Here is a 23,379-nt window from a genome sequence, read left to right on the forward strand (position 1 = left end):
CTTCTACTTCACTAGAAACGCTTTTATAGCTTGGTGTTTTCACATACTTTTATTATAGTATTTTACTGTAAAATTTGCTAATATTAATATTAAATATCGAAAAAAGACACAGAAGCGTAAATTTTCTGTGTCTTTTATTTTATTTTTTAATTAAATTAGTCAACATACCGTTGATAAACTTACTTGATTTTTCATCACTGAAATCTTTAGCCAGTTCGATCGACTCATCAATAGCAACCAAATCCGGAGTTTCAGTAAAGAGGATTTCATAAGCACCTAAACGAAGTAAAGCTTGCTCCACTGTGGTTAAGCGCGAGAAAGTCCAACCTTTTGCTAAATGCTCAGATAAGGCAGCATCAAGAACATTTTGTTTTTCTAAGATGCCATCGACCAATTCGGAAAAATAAGCTGGAGCTTCTACGGGTTCATCTGTATTGTTATCATAATTCAAAGCAAAAGTTTTAGCTTGGACTAAGATATCTTTAGAAGCTGTGGCAAATTTTGGCTCGGTCATCGCCAAAATTTCAGCAACTTCATTTTGAACAGTTAAAGGCTTGAATAATTCAACTGTAATCTTTTCACGAACACTTGCATGAACATCAGAGAAAACTCGATTGAAAACTTCTAATTTTTGCTCTGGTGTTTCTGATCTAAAACTTGCACGCAAGAAATCACGAACACGAACCGCAATATTTTCTTCTTCAAGCTCAATATTGAAAAGGCGTACCAAGTTCAGATTCATAAAGACATCTTTGTACAAATCAATAGCTTCTTGATCCGTCATACGTTTCGTATAACCACCAAAATCACGAATAAAACTCAAAGCTTTGTAAACAGCAGTTTTTTCACGATTTGGAATATCTAAAATTTCATAAATCTTATCAATTTCTTTTAATGGTTTTGTGAAAAAGCGTGGAAAATCACGTACTGTGATACGTTCATCTTTATAAGCAACATCAAAACGAATCGGTTTTGCCAATTCACGATTAATCTTTTCGACATTATTTTTAAACTCTGTCAAAACTGTGTCTGACATTGCTTTTCTGATTTCGTATTCAAAAAGAGTTTGCACAGTGCGCTGACGAATGCTATGTTGCGTTAGCTTGTTAGGCATCAAAGAAACCCTCATCAAACAAATCGTCAAAGCTTGGTTTTGGTAATTTTTCAGGAACGATACCTACTACGTGGATGTTCACATCATCAATTACGATTTCTGTTGCTTGTTCAACTGCTTCTTTCACTTCTTTTTGAATATTCATGGCTACTTGTGGTACGTTAATACCAAAAGCCAAGTAAACATAGATATTGACAACAACTTTGTCGTCTTTACTTTCGATATAAACACCACGGCCTTCTGATTTTTTGCCGAGGCTATCTGAAAAATGCTTGTTGCGTAATGCATAAACACCATCGATTTTTGCAGTTGTGATACCGATAATTACTTCAAGAACTTCCGGTGCAATAACGATTTCACCAAGTTCTTCAGTATGAACAGTTGTATCTGCCATATTTATCTCCTCTATCTTTTCTTTTGTTTCTCCGTGGAGCAAGGCTTTTATAACTCCTCAACTTGTGTGAGGGCTAGCCAAAACGGCTTATGCACGTTTAAGGTATTCACCTGTTTGTGTATTGATTTCAAGTTTTGTTCCTGCTTCAACAAAGTCAGGGACATTGACAACTAAGCCTGTTTCCATTGTTGCTGGTTTACCTGACCCTGTTACTGTTGCACCTTTGATAGAAGGTTGAGTTTCAGCGACTTCAAGTACGACAGTCGTTGGCAATTGAAGCCCGATTACTTCTGTACCGTAAAATTGGATTTTTACATCTGTATTTTCAAGAACATAGAGTAATTCTTCTTTAACTTGTTCAACAGGAATTTCATATTGATCATATGTTTCGTTGTTCATGAAGAAAGCTGTATCGTCCATTTGGTAAAGATATTGTGCAGCTACTGTATCAATCACAGCTTGTTCAAATTTGTCTTCTGGACGGTATGTATCGTCAAATGTAGAGCCTGAACGCACATCACGCAACTTCATACGCATGATTGTGTTACCTTTACCTGGTTTGTGGTGACTTGCTTCCATAACACGGAGGAGTTTGTCTCCGTTCAAAAATGTCATTCCGGCTTTGAGGTCTTTTGCTGCTACCATAATTATATATATCTCCTAGTGAATATTCTATTTACCGCCCAAAGAGGCAGCTTTTAACAATTCATTTTAGCACAAATTCACCCTTTTTTCAAATGTCTGTTTATTTCCTTCAGACAAACTTTAGAGCAAATGAAGCTCTTGAAGCAAGAATTCAAATTAAAGAACGAGAAGTTCTTTCGGCGATTGGGTCAGTACCTGACAGCCCTTCTCAGTAATAAGCAAATCGTCTTCTATCCGTACACCACCAAAGTCAGGAATATAGATTCCTGGTTCATCCGTAACGACCATATTGGACTTGAGTGCTCCTTTTGCTTTAGCACCAAAGTAAGGAATTTCATGTACATCTAAGCCTAAACCATGACCAATCCCATGTGTAAAGTGTTCTCCGTATGAGGCTGCTTCAATGACATCGCGTGGCACTTTGTCAAAGTCAGCAAGAGACATGCCTTCTTTTGCTTCGGTGATCAGAGCTTCATTTGCCTGACGTACTGTATGATAGATTTCACGCATCTTCGGACTTGCTTCGCCAACAAAGACTGTTCTTGTCATGTCACTTGCATAATGATTGTAATAACAGCCAAAATCAATGGTTACAGGATCCCCAAACTCAATCATTTTATGGGTTGCTACTCCATGTGGCAAACTGCTGCGTTTTCCTGAAGCAACGATTGTGTCAAAAGAGATGCCACTTGCGCCCATTTCTCGCATTTTAAAGTCAAGAAAATTAGCGACTTCTATTTCTGTTCTGCCTGGCTCGATATATCTCAATACAGCTTCAAAGGCCTTATCAGCAATTTGACAAGCTTTCTTGATTGTGGCGATTTCATCGACCTCTTTGATTTGGCGCAGCTCAGCTACAAAATTTGTCGTAGGAACAAGTTTCGCTTTCTTTAATTTTTCCGCTAATACACGATAAAATGCAAAATCAACTGTATCTTCAAAACCAATAGTTTGAAGGTCTTCAGAAAGGGCAGCAATTTCAGATAAGGCATCACGTGTCTGGATGATTTCAAACCCCGTAATCAATTGGCGTGCAATTCCAATATAACGATCATCCGTCATAAAGTAGGAATGTTCTGCTGTCATGAAAATCGTTCCAGCTGTACCCGAAAAACCTGTCAGATAGTAGATATTTTTCATATCAGTAAGGATTAAGCCATCTAAATTTTCTCGTGCTATTTTTTCTTTTAAGTTACTGATTCTCATTGATTTCTCCTTTTTAATTGGGATGTTTTCTTCTATTATAACAAAGTCTGAACTATAATATTGAATCTTTATCTAGAGAAAAAAGAACTCCTAAAAGCAGAAGTTCTTTCCTTTATTCTGATTCCGCCAACAAATTTTTGGCATCCCTAAGTGTCTCAATAAAACGGTCTGCTTGCTCTTGATTAATACCGAAATAGTTATCCTTAACCGCCCAAATAGTGGCTCCAGCCGCCTTACCAGCCATAATACCATAATGCGAATCTTCAATAATCAGGGTTTCTGAAGGTTCTACACCAAGCTTTTCCATAGCAGCCAGATAAATAGCTGGATTAGGTTTAGACTGCTCAAACTCATCCTGCCCTGACAAGAAAAACTCAAAATACTGGCGTAAATCATGCGTATCCAAGACTTCAGCAATCTCATGGCGACGAGAGCTTGAAGCTACGGCCATTTTATACCCCTTTTCTGAAAATGTCTTCAAGGCGTCCGTAACACCAGGTAAAAGTAGCTCCTTATAAGGAATCGGAAATTGTGCATCGTAATCTAAGAAATCTTGGTGCACTTGCGCTGCACGCGCCTCTGTAAACTCATCACGTAATACTTTTGGCCACATGTCTTTCAAAACACTGCCGACAAAATCTTTTGGTGTTAAATGGCTAGCATCAATACCACTTTCAACGAAAAAGTTATCTAAAACCTTAGAGTGAAAACGTTCTGAATCTACCAAAACACCGTCCATATCAAATACAATTGCTTTAAATTTCATAGCTTTATTATAGCATAAGTAAGCGGTTATTTTTTTATATTAGATATAATGATTGGAAATACTTGGAGAAAGAAAATACACCAAAATATTAATTTTCAGTATTTTTTATTAAACAGTGGACGAAACCAGTAGAAAAGCAGTTCTAACCTGGATAAGAAGCTTTCTTTCGATAAGATTTCTCCTTGATTTCTCTATTAACCAATATATTATAATTGCTGTGTAGAAGTTTAGTAGACGGTGGTTCTTGAAAGGTGGTGAGGCTTATGAATGTAAGTGCAAAATCCAACAGAAAGGAGCATACTTATTGATTAATGTAGCACTATTAGTAACTGCAGTTTGTAGTTTACTTATTAGCTTGCTCACATTTATCGTTTTGTTGATTGAAACAATCACAAAAAAAAATAAGAACCGTCTAGCTTTGGAGAGTTAACGGTTCTTAGATCTTTAATTCTGCCACCGACTTTTAATCGGCTACATTGGACTTGTTGGAAGCAAGTCCTTTTTATTTACCTTTATTATAACATCAAAATAATGTGATATCAAGAAGAGTATATCTCATTAAGCTAAAAGTATTTCCTATTTCCTTACTCTACTTTACATTATTGTTACATATTTATGTATATATGCATAAAAAAATAAAGCTTCACTTTTAAAGCTTTATTTTGGGGGATATTAATGTGTTATATACGTACCATCACTCCTCAGCTTTTCTATCAGAACCAAGTACTTGAATTTTTTGTTTCACAAGTTCTTTGACTGCTTGTTTAGCTGCGGAGTTGTATTTTTTCGGATCTACGACTTTTTCATCTTCGGAGATGTAGGATTTGATAGCATTTGTGAAAACAGCGCGGAGTTCAGTGGCATAGTTAACCTTAGCAATGCCCATAGCAACAGCTTTTGAAACATCTTCGTCAGGGATTCCTGACGTGCCGTGAAGGACCAATGGTACATCACCCGTTTTCGCTTTGACAGCCTCTAAGATATCATATTGTAACTTTGGCTCTGCTTTGTAAAAGCCATGTGAGTTGCCGATGCCAATAGCTAAAAAGTCAACATTTGTAGCTTTGACAAATTTTTCAGCTTCTTCTGGATCGGTAAAAGCTACCGTCTCTGCATTATTGCCATCTTCTTTGCCACCAACAATACCTAGTTCAGCTTCTACTGGAATACCCATCGAATGTGCCATCTTGACCACTTCTTCGGTTATTGCGACATTTTCTTCAAATGTTTTTTTCGAAGCGTCAATCATTACCGAAGTATAACCTGTACGTAAGCAACGTGCTACACGCTCAAAATCATCCCCATGATCAAGATGCATCACTACAGGCACTGAGACCTTGTCTGCTGCTGCTTTAACCATATGGTAGAACATTTCTGGGGGGGTCGTATTGAGCGTACCCGAAGTTGTTTGGACAATGACGGGGGCATTCATCTCTTGCGCTGCTTCTACGATTGCTTCCGCCATTTCCATATTTTCTGCATTAAAAGCACCAATGGCATAGCCATTTTTAAATGCCTTTTCTATCATTTCTTTACTTTTTACAAGTACCATTTTTTCTCCTCTTCGCGTCTTCGTTTTATAGTTTTTCTACTTTGAGTTGGTCAAACAAAGCTTGATAATTTGTCCGATTAATATGACCTGTCTTCGCCTCCTGCGCATTGAGCATGCCACATACATTAGCACCTTTCAAGGTATTCTCAACCGTTTCATTCTGGCTTATCCCATAAACAAGTCCTGCAACAGTCGCATCACCGGATCCGACAGGATTTACTACAACTATTTGGGGGATTTGCACACGATAAAAGTCATTGGAAACTTTAGCAAACGCGCCTTCTTTTCCAAGAGAAACCACAATCCACTCAATACCGTTAAAAAGCCTATCCTGTAAACTTTCTTTGATATTTTCTAAGGTGACTTCCTTCCCTAACAAATCCGTCAACTCTTCCAAGTTGGGTTTGATTACACTTGGCTTATGTGGGTTTTTAAGCACTGCTTCAAGTGAGCGCCCCGAACAATCCAAAACAACTATTTTCTCCTGCTTGTTGGCAATTGCGATAAGCTCAGAATAGAAAGTTTCCTGTAAGCCATCAGGCAGAGAACCTGAAATGGCAATTGCTTCAACTTCAGCTAACATTACTTTAAAATTGTCAATAAACTCTTCTGCTTCTTCCCTTAAAATCCGTGGTCCTTTTTCTAAAATCTCGGTCTGTTGTCCTTCGTGTAAAATCGCAATACAGTTGCGTGTCTTCCCAGAAATCTTAGTAAATCGACTATCAATACCTTCACTTTTTAAGTTCTCGATAATCTCCGCACCTAAGATATCGTCAGCAAATCCTGTCGCCAAGACATCTGCACCTAGTTCTTTCAGCACACGTGATACATTAAGTCCTTTACCACCAGCCGTTTTACCAACCTGTGCCACACGATTGACCGTATTTAAGTGAAAGGCTTCCAATGGATAAGAAATATCGATAGCAGGATTGAGTGTGACTGTTAAAATACTCATGGTTTACTGCTCTCCTATTTTTCCAGAGGATGGATAATCACACCTTTTACGACACGGTTCACTGTGCCTGATGCTGAAGGTGTATCAGGCGTGTTTTTCACCAAAATTGAAGCATTCAAGGCAATGACATGAGCAAATGCAAATGCTGGGAAGACAAGATAGGCTTCTTTAAGCTCTGGCGCTTCCTTATACGTAAAACCTTCAGTAAGATTTTGTCCGATGACGACTGTTCGCTGAGCAATTGCATCACCGGCAACCTCTTTGTGGAGATCCAAATCATATTGACGTGTATAAGCGTTATTGGCAGCAAAGACGAAAACGACAGTATTTTCATTAATGAAAGATTTAGGTCCATGACGGAAGCCCATCGAGCTGTCAAACATGGTTGCTATTTTTCCTGCCGTTAATTCCAAAACCTTGAGTTGAGCTTCACGTATAAAACCTGAAAGTGTACTTGAGCCCACGTAAACCATACGGTCTGTATCGTCATTTAGAAAACTTACAATTTCCGTTTCTCGCTGAAAAACATCTGCAGCTAAATCCGCGGCAATGCTGACCTGCTTTTCTTTATCCGAAAGTTCTTCTGTTGAAAAAATAAGCGTTGATAAAAGCGTCATTGAACTGCATGATCCCGTCATCGCAAAACCTTTATCGTTAGACTCATCTGGCAAGATACAAGTCAACGCATTTTCCATCGTGAGGGCTTGCTGAGCGAGCTTGCCTTCTTTAGCGCAAGTAATTACCAACTGATAACTGTCTTGGACTAGCTCTTCTACAATATTGACTGCTGCAACAGATTCAGGGGAGTTTCCGCTACGTGCAAATGAAACCAACAAGGTCGGTGTATTCTGCTCCAACGTAGCTTGTGGGGCTGCTACGATATCCGTTGTTCCGATTGATTCAAAACGGAAATGTTCCGTATCTCCCAGCTCAATTAAACTTTTAAGTACGGTGTCACCCACATACTGCGAGCTACCTGCCCCAGTGAAAATAACTCGGATAAAGCCATGTTTTTCGATAAGTGTTGCTAAGAAAGCATCAATCTCTGTTTTTCTTTCTGCGTATTCTGCGAAAACCTTGCGCCATAAGTCTGGCTGCCCTAAAGTTTCTTTAACGGTGATAGCCGCACCTAGTTCTTTGAGTCGTTCTTCTGGTAATTGAAGCATATTATTCCCTCGATTTCTATTTTTCTTTAGGCTTATGGTATCTATTATAAGGTGATAACCATAGGAAAATTTTCCAAATGGCACTTTACCAAAACGGAAATTTTTCCTGATTTCAAGGGAATGTTTCAATGCTCCATAGAATTATTTCGTCACATCATGAAAAGCCAAGAAGTTCCAATACTTCAGTTAAATGCTCAACACGTCTGTCTGCCTGACTCTGGTCACTATCAAATCGTTGATCTCTAATCGCCCAAACAGTTGCTCCCGCTGCTTTTCCCGCTGCAATACCATTGGGTGAATCTTCAATGACAAGCACATCAGATGCTCTGGCATTCAACTGCTTCATGGCAGACAAATAAACGGCAGGATGGGGCTTAGACTCTGGAAAATCTTCGCCAGATGAAATAACCTCAAAATATTTACGAAGATTATGTGTATCAAGAACTTCTGCAATTTCATCATGTGACGAACTTGTCGCTAAACCAATCTTTAGTTTTGTTTCAGAAAAGCGTTGCAGGACAACTTTCACATCAGGAAACAGCATTTCCTCGATGGGAAAATGGCTACTCTTTTTATAGGTGAAGAACTCTTTTTGTAACCTTGCCGCATCTTTCTTATCAAAATCTTCTCCCAAAATGAACGGCCACAAGTCTCTCAGAGGGCGACCTAAAAGCTCACGCCGATTTAGATGTGCTATCGGAATGCCCTTTTTATCGAAAAAGGCATCAAATACTTGGGCATAATGATACTCCGTATCGATTAAAACACCATCCATATCAAAGATAATCGTATTAAAGCTCATCTTATACTCCTGCATATACAAGGCTTTCTGAAGCTTCCTCACTATTTTCAACTAGTTTTTGATTAATGATTGACACAATCTCCGCTTGGCTGTTCGCTGCTTTTAGCTGATCTATCACCGCAGGTATCATGAGCATTTTCGCAACAGAAGAGAGCAATTGTAGGTGTGCCGTTCCTTTTTGATGTTCGGGTATAAAAAGTCCAATGATAAAGGTAATTGGTTGACCATCTAAGCTATCCCAAGCAATGCCTTTCTCATTTTTTACAATAATCAAACTGGCTTTATTAATATTTGACGATTTAGCATGTGGTATGGCAAAGCCGTCCATCATTCCTGTAGTTCCTTCGAGTTCACGTGCCACTAACTTTTCCTTGATTTCTTCCTTGTCTGTAGCGATTCCTCGTTGGATTGTTTTTTCTGCTAAAAAGTCGAACATTTCATCTCGTGTATTGAATGTTTGATGGAGAAAGACGTCATTTTCAGAAAGGAATGCAGAGGGAGCTAGAATTTCTTCAGTGGCTAATTCTTTATTTTCACGTTTTTCCTTCTCCCAGCGTCGTTTTTGATAGAGGCCAAGTAAAATTCCACCTACTGCCGAACCAATCAAAATTGATAAAACCCATTGGAAAGCACCTGTGACAACAGGTAAAACCAGAAATCCTCCATGTGGCGCAGGAACCTTTACTCCGAAAAGATAAGTTAAAATTGAAGCGATTGAAGAACCCACCATAAAAATAGGCAAAATAATCAAGGGATTTTTGGCTGCAAAAGGAATTGCGCCCTCAGTGATATGTGTGGAACCTAAGATGAGATTCACAAGCCCTGCATTACGTTCTTCAGTATTGTAATATTTTCTAAACACAAACGTTGCAATACTTGTAATCAATGGCGGCGCAATACAAGCAGCCGACACACCTGCCATAAAGGAGTAATTTCCTTGAGCTAATAGCGCTGTACCTGTAACATAGGCAGCTTTGTTGACCGGACCTCCCATATCAAAGGCACACATTGAACCAACAATAAGTCCTAAAACAATCGGGTTACTGTTTTCAAATCCAGCTAAGAAATTCATCATAGCTTGATTGATGGCTTCCATAGGAGCTGCCAGCAAATACATAGCTATTCCGACAATTGCCACTCCTAGAACCGGTAAAATAAAGACAGCTTTTAATCCATCAAGAGATTTGGGCATCTTACGCAAGAGTTTTTGAAGGAAAAGAATTAAGTAACCCGCTAAGAAGCCTGATAGAATTCCTCCTAAGAAACCTGCGCCACCTGCATTTGCTACGATACCACCAATCAAACCTGCGACAAGCGCGGGACGTTTGGCAATGCTTTCAGCAATGAAAGCTGACAATATTGGCACCATCATTCCCATAGCTTGCCCGCCAATATCCTTGATCATCGCTGCTGTGGCATTATATGCAGCATGATCTGGTTCTGCAGAATGAATCCCCCAAACTGCAAAAGAAATTGCAATCAAAACACCACCAGCAACAACGAAAGGCAACATATGCGAGACACCGTTCATAAGGTTTTTGTAGATGCTGTGCCCGATTTTAGATACATCTGATGCTGTTGAGGTATTTTCCGAAGTGGCTGTGCCATCTTTGATTTTTCCTTTGCCAGCTAGGGCATCCTTAATCAAGTGGTCTGCCTCTTTAATCCCTGCTGAAACAGAAACTTCAATGACCCGTTTACCGGCAAAACGCTCAGCATGGACATCTTTATCGGCTGCAATAATTACAGCTTCTGCATGACGAATGTCCTCGTTTGTCAATTCATTTTCTACACCAATCTGTCCATGTGTTTCCACCTTGATTGATACACCTGCTTTTTTTGCCGCTGCTTCTAAAGCTTCCTGTGCCATAAACGTGTGTGCTATCCCTGTTGGACAACCTGTCGCAGCGATTATTTTATAGTTTCCCATAAATCCTCCTTATAGTTTATTCATAATTTCAGTAACAGTAATTTGTTTTATCAGCTGTGGAACATCGGAAAAATCAGTCAAGCCTTTTTGAAAAGCTGTAGAAGAGCCAGCTGCAATTGCTAATTGCAAATTTTTTCCGATAGCTTCATTTTTGATTATTCCGGCTAAGAAAGTTCCAAGCAAGCTATCGCCTGCACAAGCTGTGTTGACAACTTCTCCTTGTGGAGCATTTAAAGATAAGATTTGGTCCGAATTGATAAACAAAGCACCTTTTTCCCCCAAGGAAATCAAAACATTTTGCGCACCTTGCTCTACCAATTTTTTACCGTAATAGATCACATCTTCTGGCGTTTTTAGCTCCACATTAAACCAGTGCGCCAGTTCCTCATCATTGGGTTTAAGTAAGAAAGGTTTGTAAGACAAAGTCTCCAGTACTTCTGCATAGCTGGTATCAATAATGAGCCTCACCTTGTTTTCTTGACAGATCGCTGCAATCTCTTTTAAGAGTATGGGTGGAACTCCTTCAGAAAAACTGCCAGATAAACATAGGTAGTCCCCCTCTTTGAGTTGATGCACTTGCTTTAAAAACATTGCTACTTGCTCAGGTGTAACTTTTGGCCCTTTATTAACCAGCTTATACTCTAGATTTTCTTTTTTTACATGTGTAAAAACGTTGATTCTGGTTATACCGTCCACTTCGATAAAGTCTGTGTGGATACCTTCATTTCGGAGCGTGTTTTCGATGAAATTTCCGGTAAATCCAGCCTTAAATCCCAATGCTGTACTTGCCACTCCGAGTTTCTGCAAGATCAAAGAAACATTGACACCTTTTCCATTGGCTTGAACATCGTACTCGTCTGTACGGTTTACTATTTTAGGAGACATCTCCTTGGTTTCAATAAAAAGATCAATGGCTAAATTTAGTGTAGCTGTGTAGATCATTGAACACCTCACTTTCTTTTTATCATAGTATTATCATAGCGTATTATTTATGTACCCGCTTACAAATTTTGGATATTTCTGAAAAACGTTACACTTCTATTTTTAATTTTGCTATACTTAGAGTAATAAATCTTAGAAAACGGGAGGTTTACTTTGGGTACTAAACTAAGCGACTCTGAGCAATATTTATGGAATTATATAGAGCGTAATATTATAGAAATCCCTAACTATTCCATCGCCGAATTAAGTGTTGAAGCTGCTGTTTCAACAGCAACAATTGTGCGTACACTAAAGAAAAAAGGGTATTCTGGATATGCCGACTTCAAGTATAAACTCAAAGAGCGAAGAAAGTTGCATGAAGATTTTTCCCAGTTTGATAAAGAAGATGAAGGTATTCGTCTCGTCATTACCAAAAATGAGCAAGAAGTCATGCGCACCATCTCAATGATTAACATCCAGAAACTTGAAGAAGCAATTCGAATTATCACTGCTTCAAGAAGGCTCATTTTATTTGCCCGTGGTTTTTCAGAAATGGTTGCCCAAGAGATGATGATCAAGTTTCAGCTTACAGAAAAATACTGTGAACTCTTTACAGACCCTGAAATCATTAAAATCATGAGCAAAAAATTATCCCCCGAAGACGCTGTCCTTTTCATATCTTTAAATGGCGAAACTCCAGAATTGGTAAATGCTGCACAAAATTGTCAGCAACACAATATTGCAACACTTCTCCTTACGACAGCGGGTGAATCCACGCTGACCTCCCTATCTGATGTTGCTCTAGTTGGTTTTAAATCAGATGGCTCCTTTTTCCCAGACTATGAAGTACGCTCACGACTTCCTCTGACTATTCTTTCACGAATTTTACTTGACTCTTATGCTTTAAGAAAAAAAGAAATATAAAAAAGTAAGTGTCTTTATCCCACACTTACTTTTTTATATTTACGGCCAGATTGAAGGCCAGATACCTATTCCTGAGCCAAGGATGCCAAGGCAGAGGAGTAAAAGAATACAACGGATAGGTGTCCATTTGTGCTTCTGCATGAGATAGAACAAAAGTAAAGTTAATCCTAGCGGCAACATTGATGGCAAGATACCATCTAAGATGGATTGAATATTAATTTCAGCTTCACCATTTGGAATGACAATGTTTACTGAAGTAGCTCCCATAGCTGAAGTCAATGCCCCCACTACGAAAATACCAAGGATAGAAGCTGCGCGTGTAAATTCTTTTGCATTAGCAGTCATGATGCTGATAGCATCTGTTCCTTTTCGGTAAGACCAATGCATCAGGAAGTAACGCAAGCCGAACTGTACAGCATTGAAAATAAAGAGGAAGATGAACGGTGCTGCGATATTTCCAGCAATCGCCATATTAGCTGTTATCCCTGCCGTGATTGGTACAAGCGTGAACCAGAAGAGTGCATCACCAATCCCTCCAAGTGGTCCCATCGCTGCAACACGAACGGCACGTATCGTTTGAATATCTGTTTTATTTTGCTCAAGTGAAAGCACGATCCCCATTACAAAGTTAACCAAAAATGGGTGTGTGTTGAAAAACTCTAAATTGTGCGCCATTGAAGCTGAAAGGTCTTTTTTGTCCGTGTGGATTTTTTCCAAACCGGGCAAGATCGAGTAGAGCCATCCACCGGCTTGCATCCGTTCATAGTTAAAAGATGCTTGGAGGTAAACGGAGCGCCAAACCATTTTGTTGAGTGTTTTTTTATCAAGTTGTGGTGCTGGCGTTTGGTTAGAATAATTATCAGGAATATTAAATACCATCTTCATAATCTCCTTCACTAGCTGGTGCTGCTGCCGCAGCTGCTTTGAGTTTTGTATTCATTTGGAAATCCCAGTAGGCGAATGCAAAACCAATTACGGCGAGTAAAAGTAATGCTGGACCTTTGAGCGCTTCAATACCGGTAACAATAACAGCAAGCACGAAGCCCAGGAAGTAGAATCCCCAAAGTTCTTTTGAAACCATAACTTTAATCAAGATTGCAAAACCGACATAACGCATCATATTTCCGGATGCACCGAGTCCACTCATAAGCCAGGCAGGAATAGCATTTACTACTGTATCTCCAAAGGCTTTCCCTCCAATAAAGAAGAGCGTTACGACAATACCAAAGATTGTTCCGAGTGCACACATCGCTAGCCAGTTAATTTTCGCGATTCCGGCTGGGTTTGCTTCTTCTGCATATTTATCCGCGACACCCATTACCGGAGCCATAACTGTGAAGATCAAGGTTACACCATATTGACCTAGCAATGAGAATGGGATAGCAGTGGCAACGGCTGCTGCGGGCTGGAGACCCAGAGTGATAGCCAAGACTGTTGCCATAATACCACCGATAACCGCATTTGGTGGTTGAGCCCCACCAACCGGCATATTACCAATAGTCATCAGTTGATAAGTACCACCAACAATCAAACCGGTTTGAACATCACCGAGAATAAGGCCGATAACCAAACCGGTGACAATAGGTTGGTACAAAGATTGAAGTAAACTAAATTGGTCAATGGCAACGACAAAAGTCACTGCAAAGATCAAAATAATCTGAAAAATGGAAGCATCCATAAGTTTTCTCCTTATATTTTTTTGTTGGATTTTAACCAAAAAATTGAGAGCCTATAATATCAAAACGAGAAAAATAAATTCACTTGACAATAAATACTCTATTTTCTTGCAAAATCCTCTTGTTACCAAAATTAGAAATGTATCACGAGTATCATTTGAAGAGCTTATCCAATGGCTCTATTGCTGTCGTTGGCACGCGCTGTATCTCAAGCTCAACACCAAGTTCTTTCAGTTTCTTAAATGCTGCCACATCATCGTCATCCACGGCAATAACAGTTGCAACTTGACGTTTTCCTTCTGACATGTGCATATTACCGATATTCACTTTTTTAATGGGTACACCACCTTCAACAAGATGTAACACATCTTGAGGATTTTCACAGATAATAAAAATCAATTGGCGATCAGCAGCTTTACTAATAATGTCAATCGTTTTTTGGAGACTAAAGTAGCGTGTCGCAACTCCAGTCGGTGCAGCCATATCCATCAGTGCTTGACGCTGTAGATTGCTTGCCACATCATCATTTGCAACAAGCAAAAGGTTGGAGCCGACAAAGCTGTTCCACTGTGTGGCAACTTGACCGTGAATCAAGCGATTATCAATACGAGTAAGTAAAATATTTGGCATAATAATGACCTTTCTTAATAGAGAATAGGAACCTGTTTGTTCGTATTCAAATTTTATTTAATACCCTAGAAACTAGGAAAATGAACGTTTTACAATATCTGCGTGATGGCATAACGTGAAACTCTAATCACCAACTTATCCGCAAGCTTTATGCGACAGAATTCTTCATCTAAATCAGTAATAACTCCTGTCAAGCCGCCACTAAACATGACCTCACTTCCTACGGCAAGATTCTGATGCAACTCGGCGATAACTTTCTTACGCTTGCTAAACTGCAGACCACTAACAATGCTATAAAAAGCACCGCCTAGAAGAATAAAACCAATAAAGACAAGTGAACTGTTGATAATAAATTGTGCCGTCATTTAAATGCCATCGCTTTCTTCAACTTCTAGCATTTTTTTGCCGAGCGCTAAGTCAAGAGTGACACCATCTTTAGCTGTAGAAACAGACAAATCAAGTATTAAATCACCCTCTGTTTCCATCATTCCTTGAGAAACAAACTCAATCAGCATCGGAAGATTCGTACCCGTAAAAATATGCACGTTCTCACTATCTCCTTTAGCTATCATTGCTTTATTAAAAGGTGTCCCTCCAAGTAGATCCGTAAAAATGGCTACTTCTTCACCATTTTTACAAAAATTATTTAAAGCCTCTTGATACTCTTCAAGGTTTGTTGCTTCATCAAAAGTAAGTGTGATTAAGTCTGCCTGTGGTCCGGTAATTAATTCAACCGCACTCTTCATACCTTCTGCAAAATGCGCATGCCCAGAAATTAAAGCTTTCATCATTTCTCCTTGTCTTCTCAATTTAGTTTTATTATAAGCTATGAATTATAGGAAATTTTTCCAAATAAGTCCTATATTTTTGGTAAATTTTTCTGAATTAACCGCTTACAACTATGTTTTGTCTTTATATACTTTCGCGTTTTAAGACGACATGACCTGTTCACCATTGACGTAGACTTCTGAAAGTTCCATATTGGACTTTAAAACGATAAAGTCAGCATTATAGTTTTCTTTAATTTGACCACAGCGGTCATCAATATTAACAGACTTGGCAGCAGTTAAGGTCGCCATCATAAGAGCTTCCTCCGGTGTTGCAATTCCCCAATCTACTATGTTTTTAACCGCATCCTTTAACATGAGGATAGAACCAGCCAAACTATTTCCTTCTTTAAGATGAGCAGCGCCTCCTTCAACACGTACAGGAAATTCTCCCAACATGTAATCTCCATCGGGCATTCCTGCAGCACGCATCGCATCGGTAATCAGGACCGTGTGCGATGCTCCCTTACTTTGAATTAATATTTTAGCTGCTGTCGGATGAACATGATGTCCGTCACAGATAAGCTCGGCATATGTATTCGGAAGGCTCAGTGCCGCACCAACCATTCCGGGTTCCCGATGGTTAAAGGGACTCATGCCATTAAATGTATGGACAAAGACAGTAGCACCTGCTTCTACTGCTGCTGTTGCTTGAGCTAAAGTAGCGTTAGAGTGTCCCAAAGCAACCGTGATTCCTCGATTTGTCAAAGCTCGGATAAATTCGATACTTCCTTCTCTTTCAGGTGCAACGGCTATTTTTCGAATCATACCATGCGCTGCTTGGTTCCAATTTTCAAATTCTTCCACATTTGGATCTGTCATATAAGCGGGATTTTGCGCACCTTTATGTTGAGTAGTAAAGTATGGTCCTTCAAAGAAAAGACCTTGTATTTTGGCCCCTGTAACTGCTGGTTTATAATTTCCAACTACTTCGCAGACTTCTCTAAGGCGCTCATGTTTCCCTGTTAATGGTGTAGCTATCCAAGAAGTTACACCCCCTCTAAGTAAACTCTGACTCATCTTATCAAGCAACTCTGACTCTCCGTCCATCACATCTGCGCCATCGAAACCATGTATATGTGTATCCACCAATCCTGGCGCAATCCAGTATCCTGTATAATCTTTGACCTCAGCATCTTCAGGAACTTCTTGCATGTGTTTGCCAAATTTACCCGCTTTAATTTCTAAATAGCCACCACTGAGCGTTTGATAAGGATAAAAAAATTTATCTGCTTTAATATAGTAAGTCATGCCTTACCTCCATTTATCTTTTTTCTTAGTATAAATCAGAAATAAGGGGAAAATTTTCCAAAAAGTCCCTTATATAAGTGGAAAATTTTCCCAAAAAAAACAGAGATTTTATCTTCTCTGCTTGTCTTATTTAATCTTCACGAATAGGTGCTAAATTTTTGTAAAGGGCAAAAGCATCCAACAAGATACGATTCACAACTTGTAAACATAGGCGACTCCCCACGTCTAAACCAAAATTAATCGTTTTTTGAGTTGATTTGTAAGCATGGATGTAAACATCAGCTTGACTTCCAATGGCACTCGGCATTGCTCCCACAAGTGCAATAATCTTTGCTCCCCGATTCTTCGCTTTATGAAGTGCTTGTACAATCTCAGGTGTTTCGCCACTCAAAGAAAAGGCAACGATGAGATAATCACGGTTGGCTTTACTTGCAAAATACTGCATATAATCAAAATCATCGTGAATAACACAAAGTTTTCCAAAAAGTTGCAGCTTATCCATCATTTCCCGTGCAACATTAGCACTCAGCCCTGCACAAAAAATCATAATTTTGCTATGATGATCAATCAACTTAATAGCAGCTTCAATATCATCCGCTGAAAGTTGATTAATCGTCCGTGTAATTTCTATTTCATTTTTACGGATCGCCTGATTAACCTCTTTTGAAAAGCCATTTTTGCGACGCTCGTTTTTGGTATTACGAATAGTTTGTTTAAAGTCAGAATAACCATCGTAGCCCATTTTTTTCAAGGTTCTATTAACTGTGGAAACACTGACATGTGATTCTGTTGCCAATATCGAGATAGATAGATTAGGAATCCGATTTAAATTATCTTGAATATGATTCCAACAATACGACTCTGCTTCACTTAAGGTTTTCAATTGTCACTCCTTTAACTTCAAAATTTGTATTTTCGAGCATTGCAAGTCAATATTTTTCATAATTTTCAAAAAGATACTCTAAATCATCAATTGTCTTCAAAAGCTCCTGACCGATATTGGTATCTTTAACACAGGTTCTTTCCTCTACTCGATCAACCAATCGCTTGACACTTACAATATCGCTGCCGTCTTCGACAGCTGCTTTTATCGTTTTAAAAGGCTCGTGAGCTGCCAACTGCATACCATAGCTGTTATAAAGCAAAGTGTATCCCGCAATTCCAGTTTCTTTTTGGTAAGGCTTAGAAAAACCGCCATCAATTACAATCAGTTTACCACCAGCTTTGATTGGTTCTTCACCTTTCTTTTCTTTAACCGGTGTATGTCCATTGATGACATGCCCTTTTTCATCCATCCCAAAATTTTTCAAGATACGACTAATCGTCTCTGGCTCTTCTCTTAGACGATAGTATGGATTTTTCTTTTCCACATGTGTTGCTTTATCCGAGATATAATAACGCTCAAAAGTGGTCATCGCTTCTTTACCAAAAAGTGAAGAAGATTCTCCCACCCACAGATACCAGAGTAAGTCTGTAGATAAATCTTCTTTCACATCAGGATGCGCCAAACTCTTTCTCACATGATCTTCAAAAAGATCGAGCAATTCGCGCCCAGAATAAGCTTCTCCTTCAAGTCTAAAACACTTGAAGTCGCCGTTTTCATGAAGAGGCAGGCAACCATGAATCAATAAATTGCCATTGTAGGAAAGATACATTGAACCTTTTTCTAAAAGAAAATCAATATGTTTTTTGAGTTTTTGGGAAGCCTGAAAATTTTTCAGCAGTTTTTTCAGTAAGATTTCTTCCTCGTCTGTTAACTGCTCCGGTTGAACTGGATCAACCGTGGGTGCCTGAAATTCCTGTAAATCATACTGTTTGCCTTTGAGCGTGATACGCTCTTCATCATAATTAATAAAATGCAAGACATCCCGCTCTTCCAGATGAAAATCTGGGCGTCGTGCAATTAATTGACTTTCTAACTTGAACTGTAAGATAGCCGTAGCTTGTTGGAGTTTATTGAGCAAGTCACACTCCTCCTGTGACAGATATTCTCCTTCCGTCAAACGAGGGGCAAAGGCTGGACTGGGCTCATAATACCGCTCCGCGTATTCAATCAGCGGACGTAAGTTAATCCCATATGAATCTTCAAGAATATCCAGGTTCCCATAACGCGAGCTAATCCGAATAACATTCATCATCGCAAGCGGTGAACCTGCGATGGCTGCCATCCAGATAATATCATGGTTGCCCCATTGAACATCAACCGAAGGCATACTGATCAGTCGATCGATAATTTTATCCGGAAAAGGGCCACGATCATAAATATCGCCCACCACATGTAAATGGTCAACGGTCAAACGTCTCACACTATCCGCAAGTGCAATAATTAAGTTCGGAAGTTCACCCAGATGTTGAAGCTTTTCAATAATGGAGTCAAAATAAGCACGTTTTTCTGAACTCGACTCAACCTCATGTTTTAATTCCTCCAGAATATAGCGGAATTTTTCTGGAAAAGCTTTACGTACTTTCGACCGTGTATATTTTTTCCCTGCAAAACGGGCGAGTTTCAATAAGGAAATCAGGTTCTCACGGCAATAATATGCAAATGCATCTTGCGAAAGCTGACTTTCTTTGGAAACCAGCTTTTCTTCTGGGTAATAAATTAAAGTTGCAAGCTCTGAAATCTCGGTAGAATCTAGGTCAGGAAAGCATTCGCGGAGCTTTTCTTTAATCGAACCTGAGCCATTACGCAAGACATGATTAAAAGCATCGTATTCCCCATGTATGTCACTCACAAAATGTTCTGTACCTTTAGGAAGTTCACAAATTGCGCTGAGGTTTATGATTTCGGTTAAGACTGCTTCTTTGGATACAAACTGTTCTTTTAGCAGCTTATAGTACTTTTCATCCATGATCTGTTTTCTCCTCTAATTCTTGCTTCTTGATAAAAGCAACATGCCTACATTATAGTATTTTTAACATTTATAGTAAAGCGCTTTCTTCTAAATGTGTTTTTTCCATGCAAAAAAGAGCAAAGATCAGACTTTACTCTTTTTTTAATCAGACAATTATAATTTTTGTTTTAAATATTGTCCGGTGTAAGATTGCTCAACCTCAGCAACTTCTTCAGGTGTGCCTGTAGCTAGGATTGTTCCGCCGCCAGCACCGCCTTCTGGTCCGAGATCGATAATATAGTCAGCAGTCTTGATCACATCAAGATTATGTTCAATAACCACGATGGTATTGCCTTGATCCACAAGCCGATCCAAAACTTTAATCAATGTGGCGATATCTTCGCTGTGCAAGCCTGTTGTGGGCTCATCCAAGATATAAAAGCTCTTGCCTGTACTGCGTTTTTGCAATTCGGAAGCAAGCTTCATCCTTTGGGCTTCACCACCAGATAAGGTTGTAGCTGGTTGTCCCAAAGTAACATAGCCTAAGCCGACATCAACGATGGTTTGCAATTTTCTCTCGATTTTGGGAATATGACGGAAGAATTCTAAAGCATCCGACACGCGCATATCAAGAATTTCCGAAATATTTTTTCCTTTGTAATGTACTTCCAAAGTCTCTGAGTTATAGCGTTTGCCATGACAGATTTCACATGGGACATACACATCTGGAAGAAAATGCATTTCAATCTTGATAATCCCGTCACCCGAACAAGCTTCACAACGTCCGCCTTTCACATTAAATGAAAAACGTCCTTTTTTGTAACCACGTATTTTGGCTTCATTGGTTTCGGCAAAGAGTCCACGGATATCATCAAATACAGAGGTATAGGTTGCTGGATTTGACCGTGGTGTACGTCCAATCGGCGATTGGTCAATATCAATCAAACGTTCAATTTCTTCATAACCAGTAACTTTTTTATGTTTACCTGGTTTTTCTGAATTATGATTAAGTTTTTGCGCCAAGGTTTTCTTCAGAATCGAATTAACCAAGGTTGATTTACCCGACCCTGAAACACCAGTTACAGCTGTCATAATCCCTAAAGGAAATTGGGCATCGATATTTTGTAAATTGTTTTCTGAAGCCCCAGTGACCTTCACCATACGTTTTTTATCGATTTTACGGCGTTTGGCAGGTACAGGGATGGAACGTTTTCCTGATAAATATTGTCCTGTCAAAGATTTTTTATTTTTCGCTACTTGTTTCGGCGTACCAGCAGCAATGATTTCACCACCTAAATCTCCAGCGCCTGGTCCGACATCAATCAGCCAATCTGCTGCTTTCATCGTATCTTCATCGTGCTCAACCACGATAAGTGTATTTCCTAAATCACGCATTTTTTGGAGGGATTCAATCAAGCGGTCATTGTCTCTTTGATGTAGACCAATTGATGGCTCATCAAGGATATAAAGGACACCTGAAAGGTTAGAACCAATCTGGGTTGCTAAACGAATACGTTGCGATTCTCCACCTGATAAAGTACCTGAAGCCCGTGAAAGTGTCAGATAATCTAGACCCACATTTTTTAAGAAAGATAAGCGATCTTTGATTTCCTTTACAATAGGTTGCGCAATCATTTCATCGTTTGTAGATAAAGTAAGAGTAGCTAAAAACTCTAACTCGTCACCGATAGCTAAGTTAGAAAGTTCTCCGATATGTTTCCCATCAACCTTAACCGAAAGGGCTTGATCGTTCAAACGATAGCCATGACAAGTCGTACATGTTAACTCTGTCATGTAACCACGAAGGTATTCACGTGTGTAATCACTTGAGGTTTCGCGGAATCGACGGTTGATGTTATTGATTATACCAGGGAAAACCATATCTTTATCAGACACATTTCCAAAATCACCGACATAGTAAAAATGAAATTTACGCTCACCAGAACCATTAAGAATAATATCTTTGTGTTCTTCCGGCAAGTCAGCCCACGGTGTATCCATATCAATTCCAAAATCACGGCTAGCACATTCCAACATGGTTGGATAGTAATTTGAAGAGATAGGATTCCAGGCAGCGACAGCACCTTCACGTAAGGTCTTACTGTCGTCAGGAATAACCAAGTCAGGATCGACTTCATTTTTCATCCCTAGACCATCACAATCTGGACAAGAGCCAAAAGGCGCATTAAATGAAAAGAGACGTGGTTCTAACTCGGGAACTGTAAAACCACAGACAGGACAGGCATAAAACTCACTGAAAAGGAGTTCCTCCCCATCCATCTTGTCCACAATAACATAGCCTTCAGCAATACGAAGTGCTGCTTCAACAGAGTCGAACAAACGTGAACGAATACCTTCTTTTACAACGATACGGTCAATAACGACTTCGATATTGTGCTTTTTATTTTTATCAAGCTCTGGTGCTTCTGTTACATCGTAAACTTCACCATCAGCGCGGACACGCACATAGCCCTCTTTTTGCACACGCTCAAAAACTTTAACGTGCTGTCCTTTTTTACCACGCACAATTGGTGCTAAAATCTGTAGGCGTGTTTTTTCAGGCAATTCGAGGATTTGGTCCACAATTTCTTCAACCGATTGTGCTGAAATTTCTCCGTGTCCATTGATACAGAAAGGTTTTCCGACACGCGCAAAAAGTAAACGGAGATAATCGTTAATCTCCGTTACTGTTCCAACAGTAGAGCGTGGATTTTTGCTAGTTGTTTTCTGGTCAATAGAGATAGCTGGCGACAAGCCGTCAATACTGTCCACATCTGGTTTATCCATATTACCTAAAAACTGACGGGCATAAGCAGATAATGATTCGACATAACGTCGTTGTCCTTCAGCATATAAAGTCTCAAAAGCCAGAGAAGATTTCCCTGAACCCGAAACACCTGTAACAACGACCAACTTATCACGTGGAATGGTAACATCTATATTTTTTAAATTGTGCTCTCGAGCACCATGTATAACAATTTTATCTTGGGGCATTTATTCTTCCCTTCTCACTTCTATCCCATATTTACTGAGACTGAATTTCTTATTTTCGATAAAGATACTTCAATTATACTACATTTTAAGGTACAATAGCCTTATCATGAAATCTTATTTTGTCTATGTTTTGCGTTGTGCTGATGATACGCTTTATTGTGGCTATACAGACGATGTTACGAAACGATTGGAAACCCATAACTCTGGTAAAGGTGCTAAATATACTAAAGCACGTCGTCCCCTTCAACTTCTGACTTCCGTTGAATTTTCAGATAAGAAACACGCCTTAAAATGCGAATGGTGGTTTAAGCATAAACTCAATCGTTCACAAAAATTAAAATTAATTAAAGAAAGAGCAATCAAAGAAACTTTTGAAAAAGAACTTCTAGCTAAAGAAAAGGGATAAACATCTCTTTTTTCAGTTTAATTATAAAAAGCAAACTCCAGTTTGCTTTTTATAATTTTTCTAGTTTAACAGCTGTACCGTAAGCAGCAACTGAGTCAACATTACCAAATGTCGATGAGTCAAAACGCATAGCGAGAATTGCATTAGCACCTTTATCTCGTGCTTCTTCTGCAAGACGTTCAATAGCACTCTCACGCGTTTCATGCTGGAGTTTCGTATAGCCGGCAATTTCTCCTCCGACAATCGTTTTTAATTGTTGTCCAGTACTTGAGAAGACGTTACGTGAACGAGTGGTTAAACCAAAAACTTCACCATAGACCTCAACAACACGATAGCCAGGTGCATCATTTGTAGTTAAAATTAGCATATCTTTCATTTACTTACTC

Annotated in this window: 23 protein-coding genes; 2 read left to right on the forward strand and 21 right to left on the reverse strand. The window is 39.2% G+C overall.

What is annotated here, in order from left to right:
- Positions 1–139 precede the first annotated feature (139 nt).
- The 11 genes from nusB to pfkB all read right to left on the reverse strand — a co-directional run bounded on the left by nusB (position 140) and on the right by pfkB (position 11,472).
- Positions 140–1,114 (reverse strand): transcription antitermination factor NusB, encoded by a 975-nt coding sequence (gene nusB, locus J0J35_RS05625; RefSeq protein WP_206916027.1) that lies wholly within the window; start codon positions 1,112–1,114, stop codon positions 140–142.
- On the reverse strand, positions 1,107–1,508 hold the full coding sequence (locus J0J35_RS05630; protein WP_019294295.1) for an Asp23/Gls24 family envelope stress response protein: 402 nt from the start codon (positions 1,506–1,508) through the stop codon (positions 1,107–1,109). Before J0J35_RS05630 ends, nusB begins: the two co-directional genes overlap by 8 nt.
- A gap of 87 nt (positions 1,509–1,595) precedes the next feature.
- Positions 1,596–2,153: an elongation factor P gene (gene efp / locus J0J35_RS05635; protein WP_003132984.1), complete on the reverse strand. Its 558-nt coding sequence runs from the start codon at positions 2,151–2,153 to the stop codon at positions 1,596–1,598.
- Between the two features lie 156 nt (positions 2,154–2,309).
- A complete protein-coding gene (locus J0J35_RS05640; RefSeq protein WP_206916030.1) occupies positions 2,310–3,359 on the reverse strand; it encodes a Xaa-Pro peptidase family protein in 1,050 nt (349 codons plus the stop codon).
- Between the two features lie 112 nt (positions 3,360–3,471).
- The gene (locus J0J35_RS05645) at positions 3,472–4,125 is read right to left on the reverse strand and encodes an HAD family phosphatase (RefSeq protein ID WP_206916034.1); all 654 of its coding nucleotides are present in this window, start codon (positions 4,123–4,125) and stop codon (positions 3,472–3,474) included.
- A 694-nt stretch (positions 4,126–4,819) separates the two neighbouring features.
- Complete coding sequence (gene fba / locus J0J35_RS05650) at positions 4,820–5,677, reverse strand: class II fructose-1,6-bisphosphate aldolase (RefSeq protein ID WP_206916038.1); 858 nt, start codon at positions 5,675–5,677, stop codon at positions 4,820–4,822.
- A 25-nt stretch (positions 5,678–5,702) separates the two neighbouring features.
- A complete protein-coding gene (gene lacC, locus J0J35_RS05655) occupies positions 5,703–6,632 on the reverse strand; it encodes a tagatose-6-phosphate kinase (RefSeq protein WP_206916042.1) in 930 nt (309 codons plus the stop codon).
- Positions 6,633–6,646: 14 nt separating this feature from the next.
- Positions 6,647–7,798, reverse strand: coding sequence for an SIS domain-containing protein (locus J0J35_RS05660; protein ID WP_206916051.1), 1,152 nt, complete (start codon positions 7,796–7,798; stop codon positions 6,647–6,649).
- 154 nt (positions 7,799–7,952) lie between these two features.
- Positions 7,953–8,600 carry an HAD family phosphatase gene (locus J0J35_RS05665; protein WP_165707118.1) on the reverse strand — a complete coding sequence of 216 codons (648 nt, stop codon included), beginning with the start codon at positions 8,598–8,600 and terminating at the stop codon, positions 7,953–7,955.
- Between the two features lies 1 nt (position 8,601).
- On the reverse strand, positions 8,602–10,530 hold the full coding sequence (locus J0J35_RS05670) for a fructose-specific PTS transporter subunit EIIC (protein WP_206916052.1): 1,929 nt from the start codon (positions 10,528–10,530) through the stop codon (positions 8,602–8,604).
- 9 nt (positions 10,531–10,539) lie between these two features.
- Positions 10,540–11,472 (reverse strand): 1-phosphofructokinase, encoded by a 933-nt coding sequence (pfkB, locus tag J0J35_RS05675; RefSeq protein WP_206916059.1) that lies wholly within the window; start codon positions 11,470–11,472, stop codon positions 10,540–10,542.
- A gap of 153 nt (positions 11,473–11,625) precedes the next feature.
- On the opposite strand from pfkB, the gene J0J35_RS05680 reads away from it, so the two are divergent.
- Positions 11,626–12,375: a MurR/RpiR family transcriptional regulator gene (locus J0J35_RS05680; protein ID WP_206916061.1), complete on the forward strand. Its 750-nt coding sequence runs from the start codon at positions 11,626–11,628 to the stop codon at positions 12,373–12,375.
- Positions 12,376–12,414: 39 nt separating this feature from the next.
- Here J0J35_RS05680 and J0J35_RS05685 read toward each other — a convergent pair whose 3' ends face one another.
- The 9 genes from J0J35_RS05685 to uvrA all read right to left on the reverse strand — a co-directional run bounded on the left by J0J35_RS05685 (position 12,415) and on the right by uvrA (position 22,587).
- On the reverse strand, positions 12,415–13,254 hold the full coding sequence (locus J0J35_RS05685) for a PTS system mannose/fructose/sorbose family transporter subunit IID (protein ID WP_014025198.1): 840 nt from the start codon (positions 13,252–13,254) through the stop codon (positions 12,415–12,417).
- Positions 13,244–14,053, reverse strand: a complete 810-nt coding sequence (locus J0J35_RS05690; RefSeq protein ID WP_019294305.1) for a PTS sugar transporter subunit IIC — start codon at positions 14,051–14,053, stop codon at positions 13,244–13,246. The genes J0J35_RS05685 and J0J35_RS05690 overlap by 11 nt, the downstream gene beginning before the upstream one ends.
- A 151-nt stretch (positions 14,054–14,204) precedes the next feature.
- Entirely contained in the window at positions 14,205–14,681 is a 477-nt protein-coding gene (gene agaV, locus J0J35_RS05695; protein ID WP_117517800.1) for a PTS N-acetylgalactosamine transporter subunit IIB, read from the reverse strand.
- 89 nt (positions 14,682–14,770) lie between these two features.
- Positions 14,771–15,046, reverse strand: coding sequence for a preprotein translocase subunit YajC (gene yajC, locus J0J35_RS05700; protein WP_061415105.1), 276 nt, complete (start codon positions 15,044–15,046; stop codon positions 14,771–14,773).
- Positions 15,047–15,469, reverse strand: coding sequence for a PTS sugar transporter subunit IIA (locus J0J35_RS05705; protein WP_017370591.1), 423 nt, complete (start codon positions 15,467–15,469; stop codon positions 15,047–15,049).
- 141 nt (positions 15,470–15,610) lie between these two features.
- Positions 15,611–16,759 carry an N-acetylglucosamine-6-phosphate deacetylase gene (gene nagA, locus J0J35_RS05710; protein ID WP_206916075.1) on the reverse strand — a complete coding sequence of 383 codons (1,149 nt, stop codon included), beginning with the start codon at positions 16,757–16,759 and terminating at the stop codon, positions 15,611–15,613.
- 130 nt (positions 16,760–16,889) lie between these two features.
- Entirely contained in the window at positions 16,890–17,642 is a 753-nt protein-coding gene (locus J0J35_RS05715) for a MurR/RpiR family transcriptional regulator (protein ID WP_019291601.1), read from the reverse strand.
- A 46-nt stretch (positions 17,643–17,688) separates the two neighbouring features.
- Positions 17,689–19,611, reverse strand: coding sequence for a fructose-1,6-bisphosphatase (locus tag J0J35_RS05720; RefSeq protein WP_206916078.1), 1,923 nt, complete (start codon positions 19,609–19,611; stop codon positions 17,689–17,691).
- A gap of 156 nt (positions 19,612–19,767) precedes the next feature.
- A complete protein-coding gene (gene uvrA, locus J0J35_RS05725) occupies positions 19,768–22,587 on the reverse strand; it encodes an excinuclease ABC subunit UvrA (protein WP_019291602.1) in 2,820 nt (939 codons plus the stop codon).
- 106 nt (positions 22,588–22,693) lie between these two features.
- Here uvrA and J0J35_RS05730 point away from each other — a divergent pair, with 106 nt between their 5' ends.
- A complete protein-coding gene (locus J0J35_RS05730; RefSeq protein ID WP_019294312.1) occupies positions 22,694–22,993 on the forward strand; it encodes a GIY-YIG nuclease family protein in 300 nt (99 codons plus the stop codon).
- 49 nt (positions 22,994–23,042) lie between these two features.
- On the opposite strand, the gene J0J35_RS05735 is transcribed toward J0J35_RS05730, so the two are convergent.
- Positions 23,043–23,369 (reverse strand): heavy metal-binding domain-containing protein, encoded by a 327-nt coding sequence (locus J0J35_RS05735; RefSeq protein WP_019294313.1) that lies wholly within the window; start codon positions 23,367–23,369, stop codon positions 23,043–23,045.
- Positions 23,370–23,379: the final 10 nt, after the last annotated feature.

The sequence above is a fragment of the Lactococcus sp. LG606 genome (genome assembly GCF_017309645.1).
GTDB classification, from domain to species: Bacteria; Bacillota; Bacilli; order Lactobacillales; family Streptococcaceae; genus Lactococcus; species Lactococcus petauri.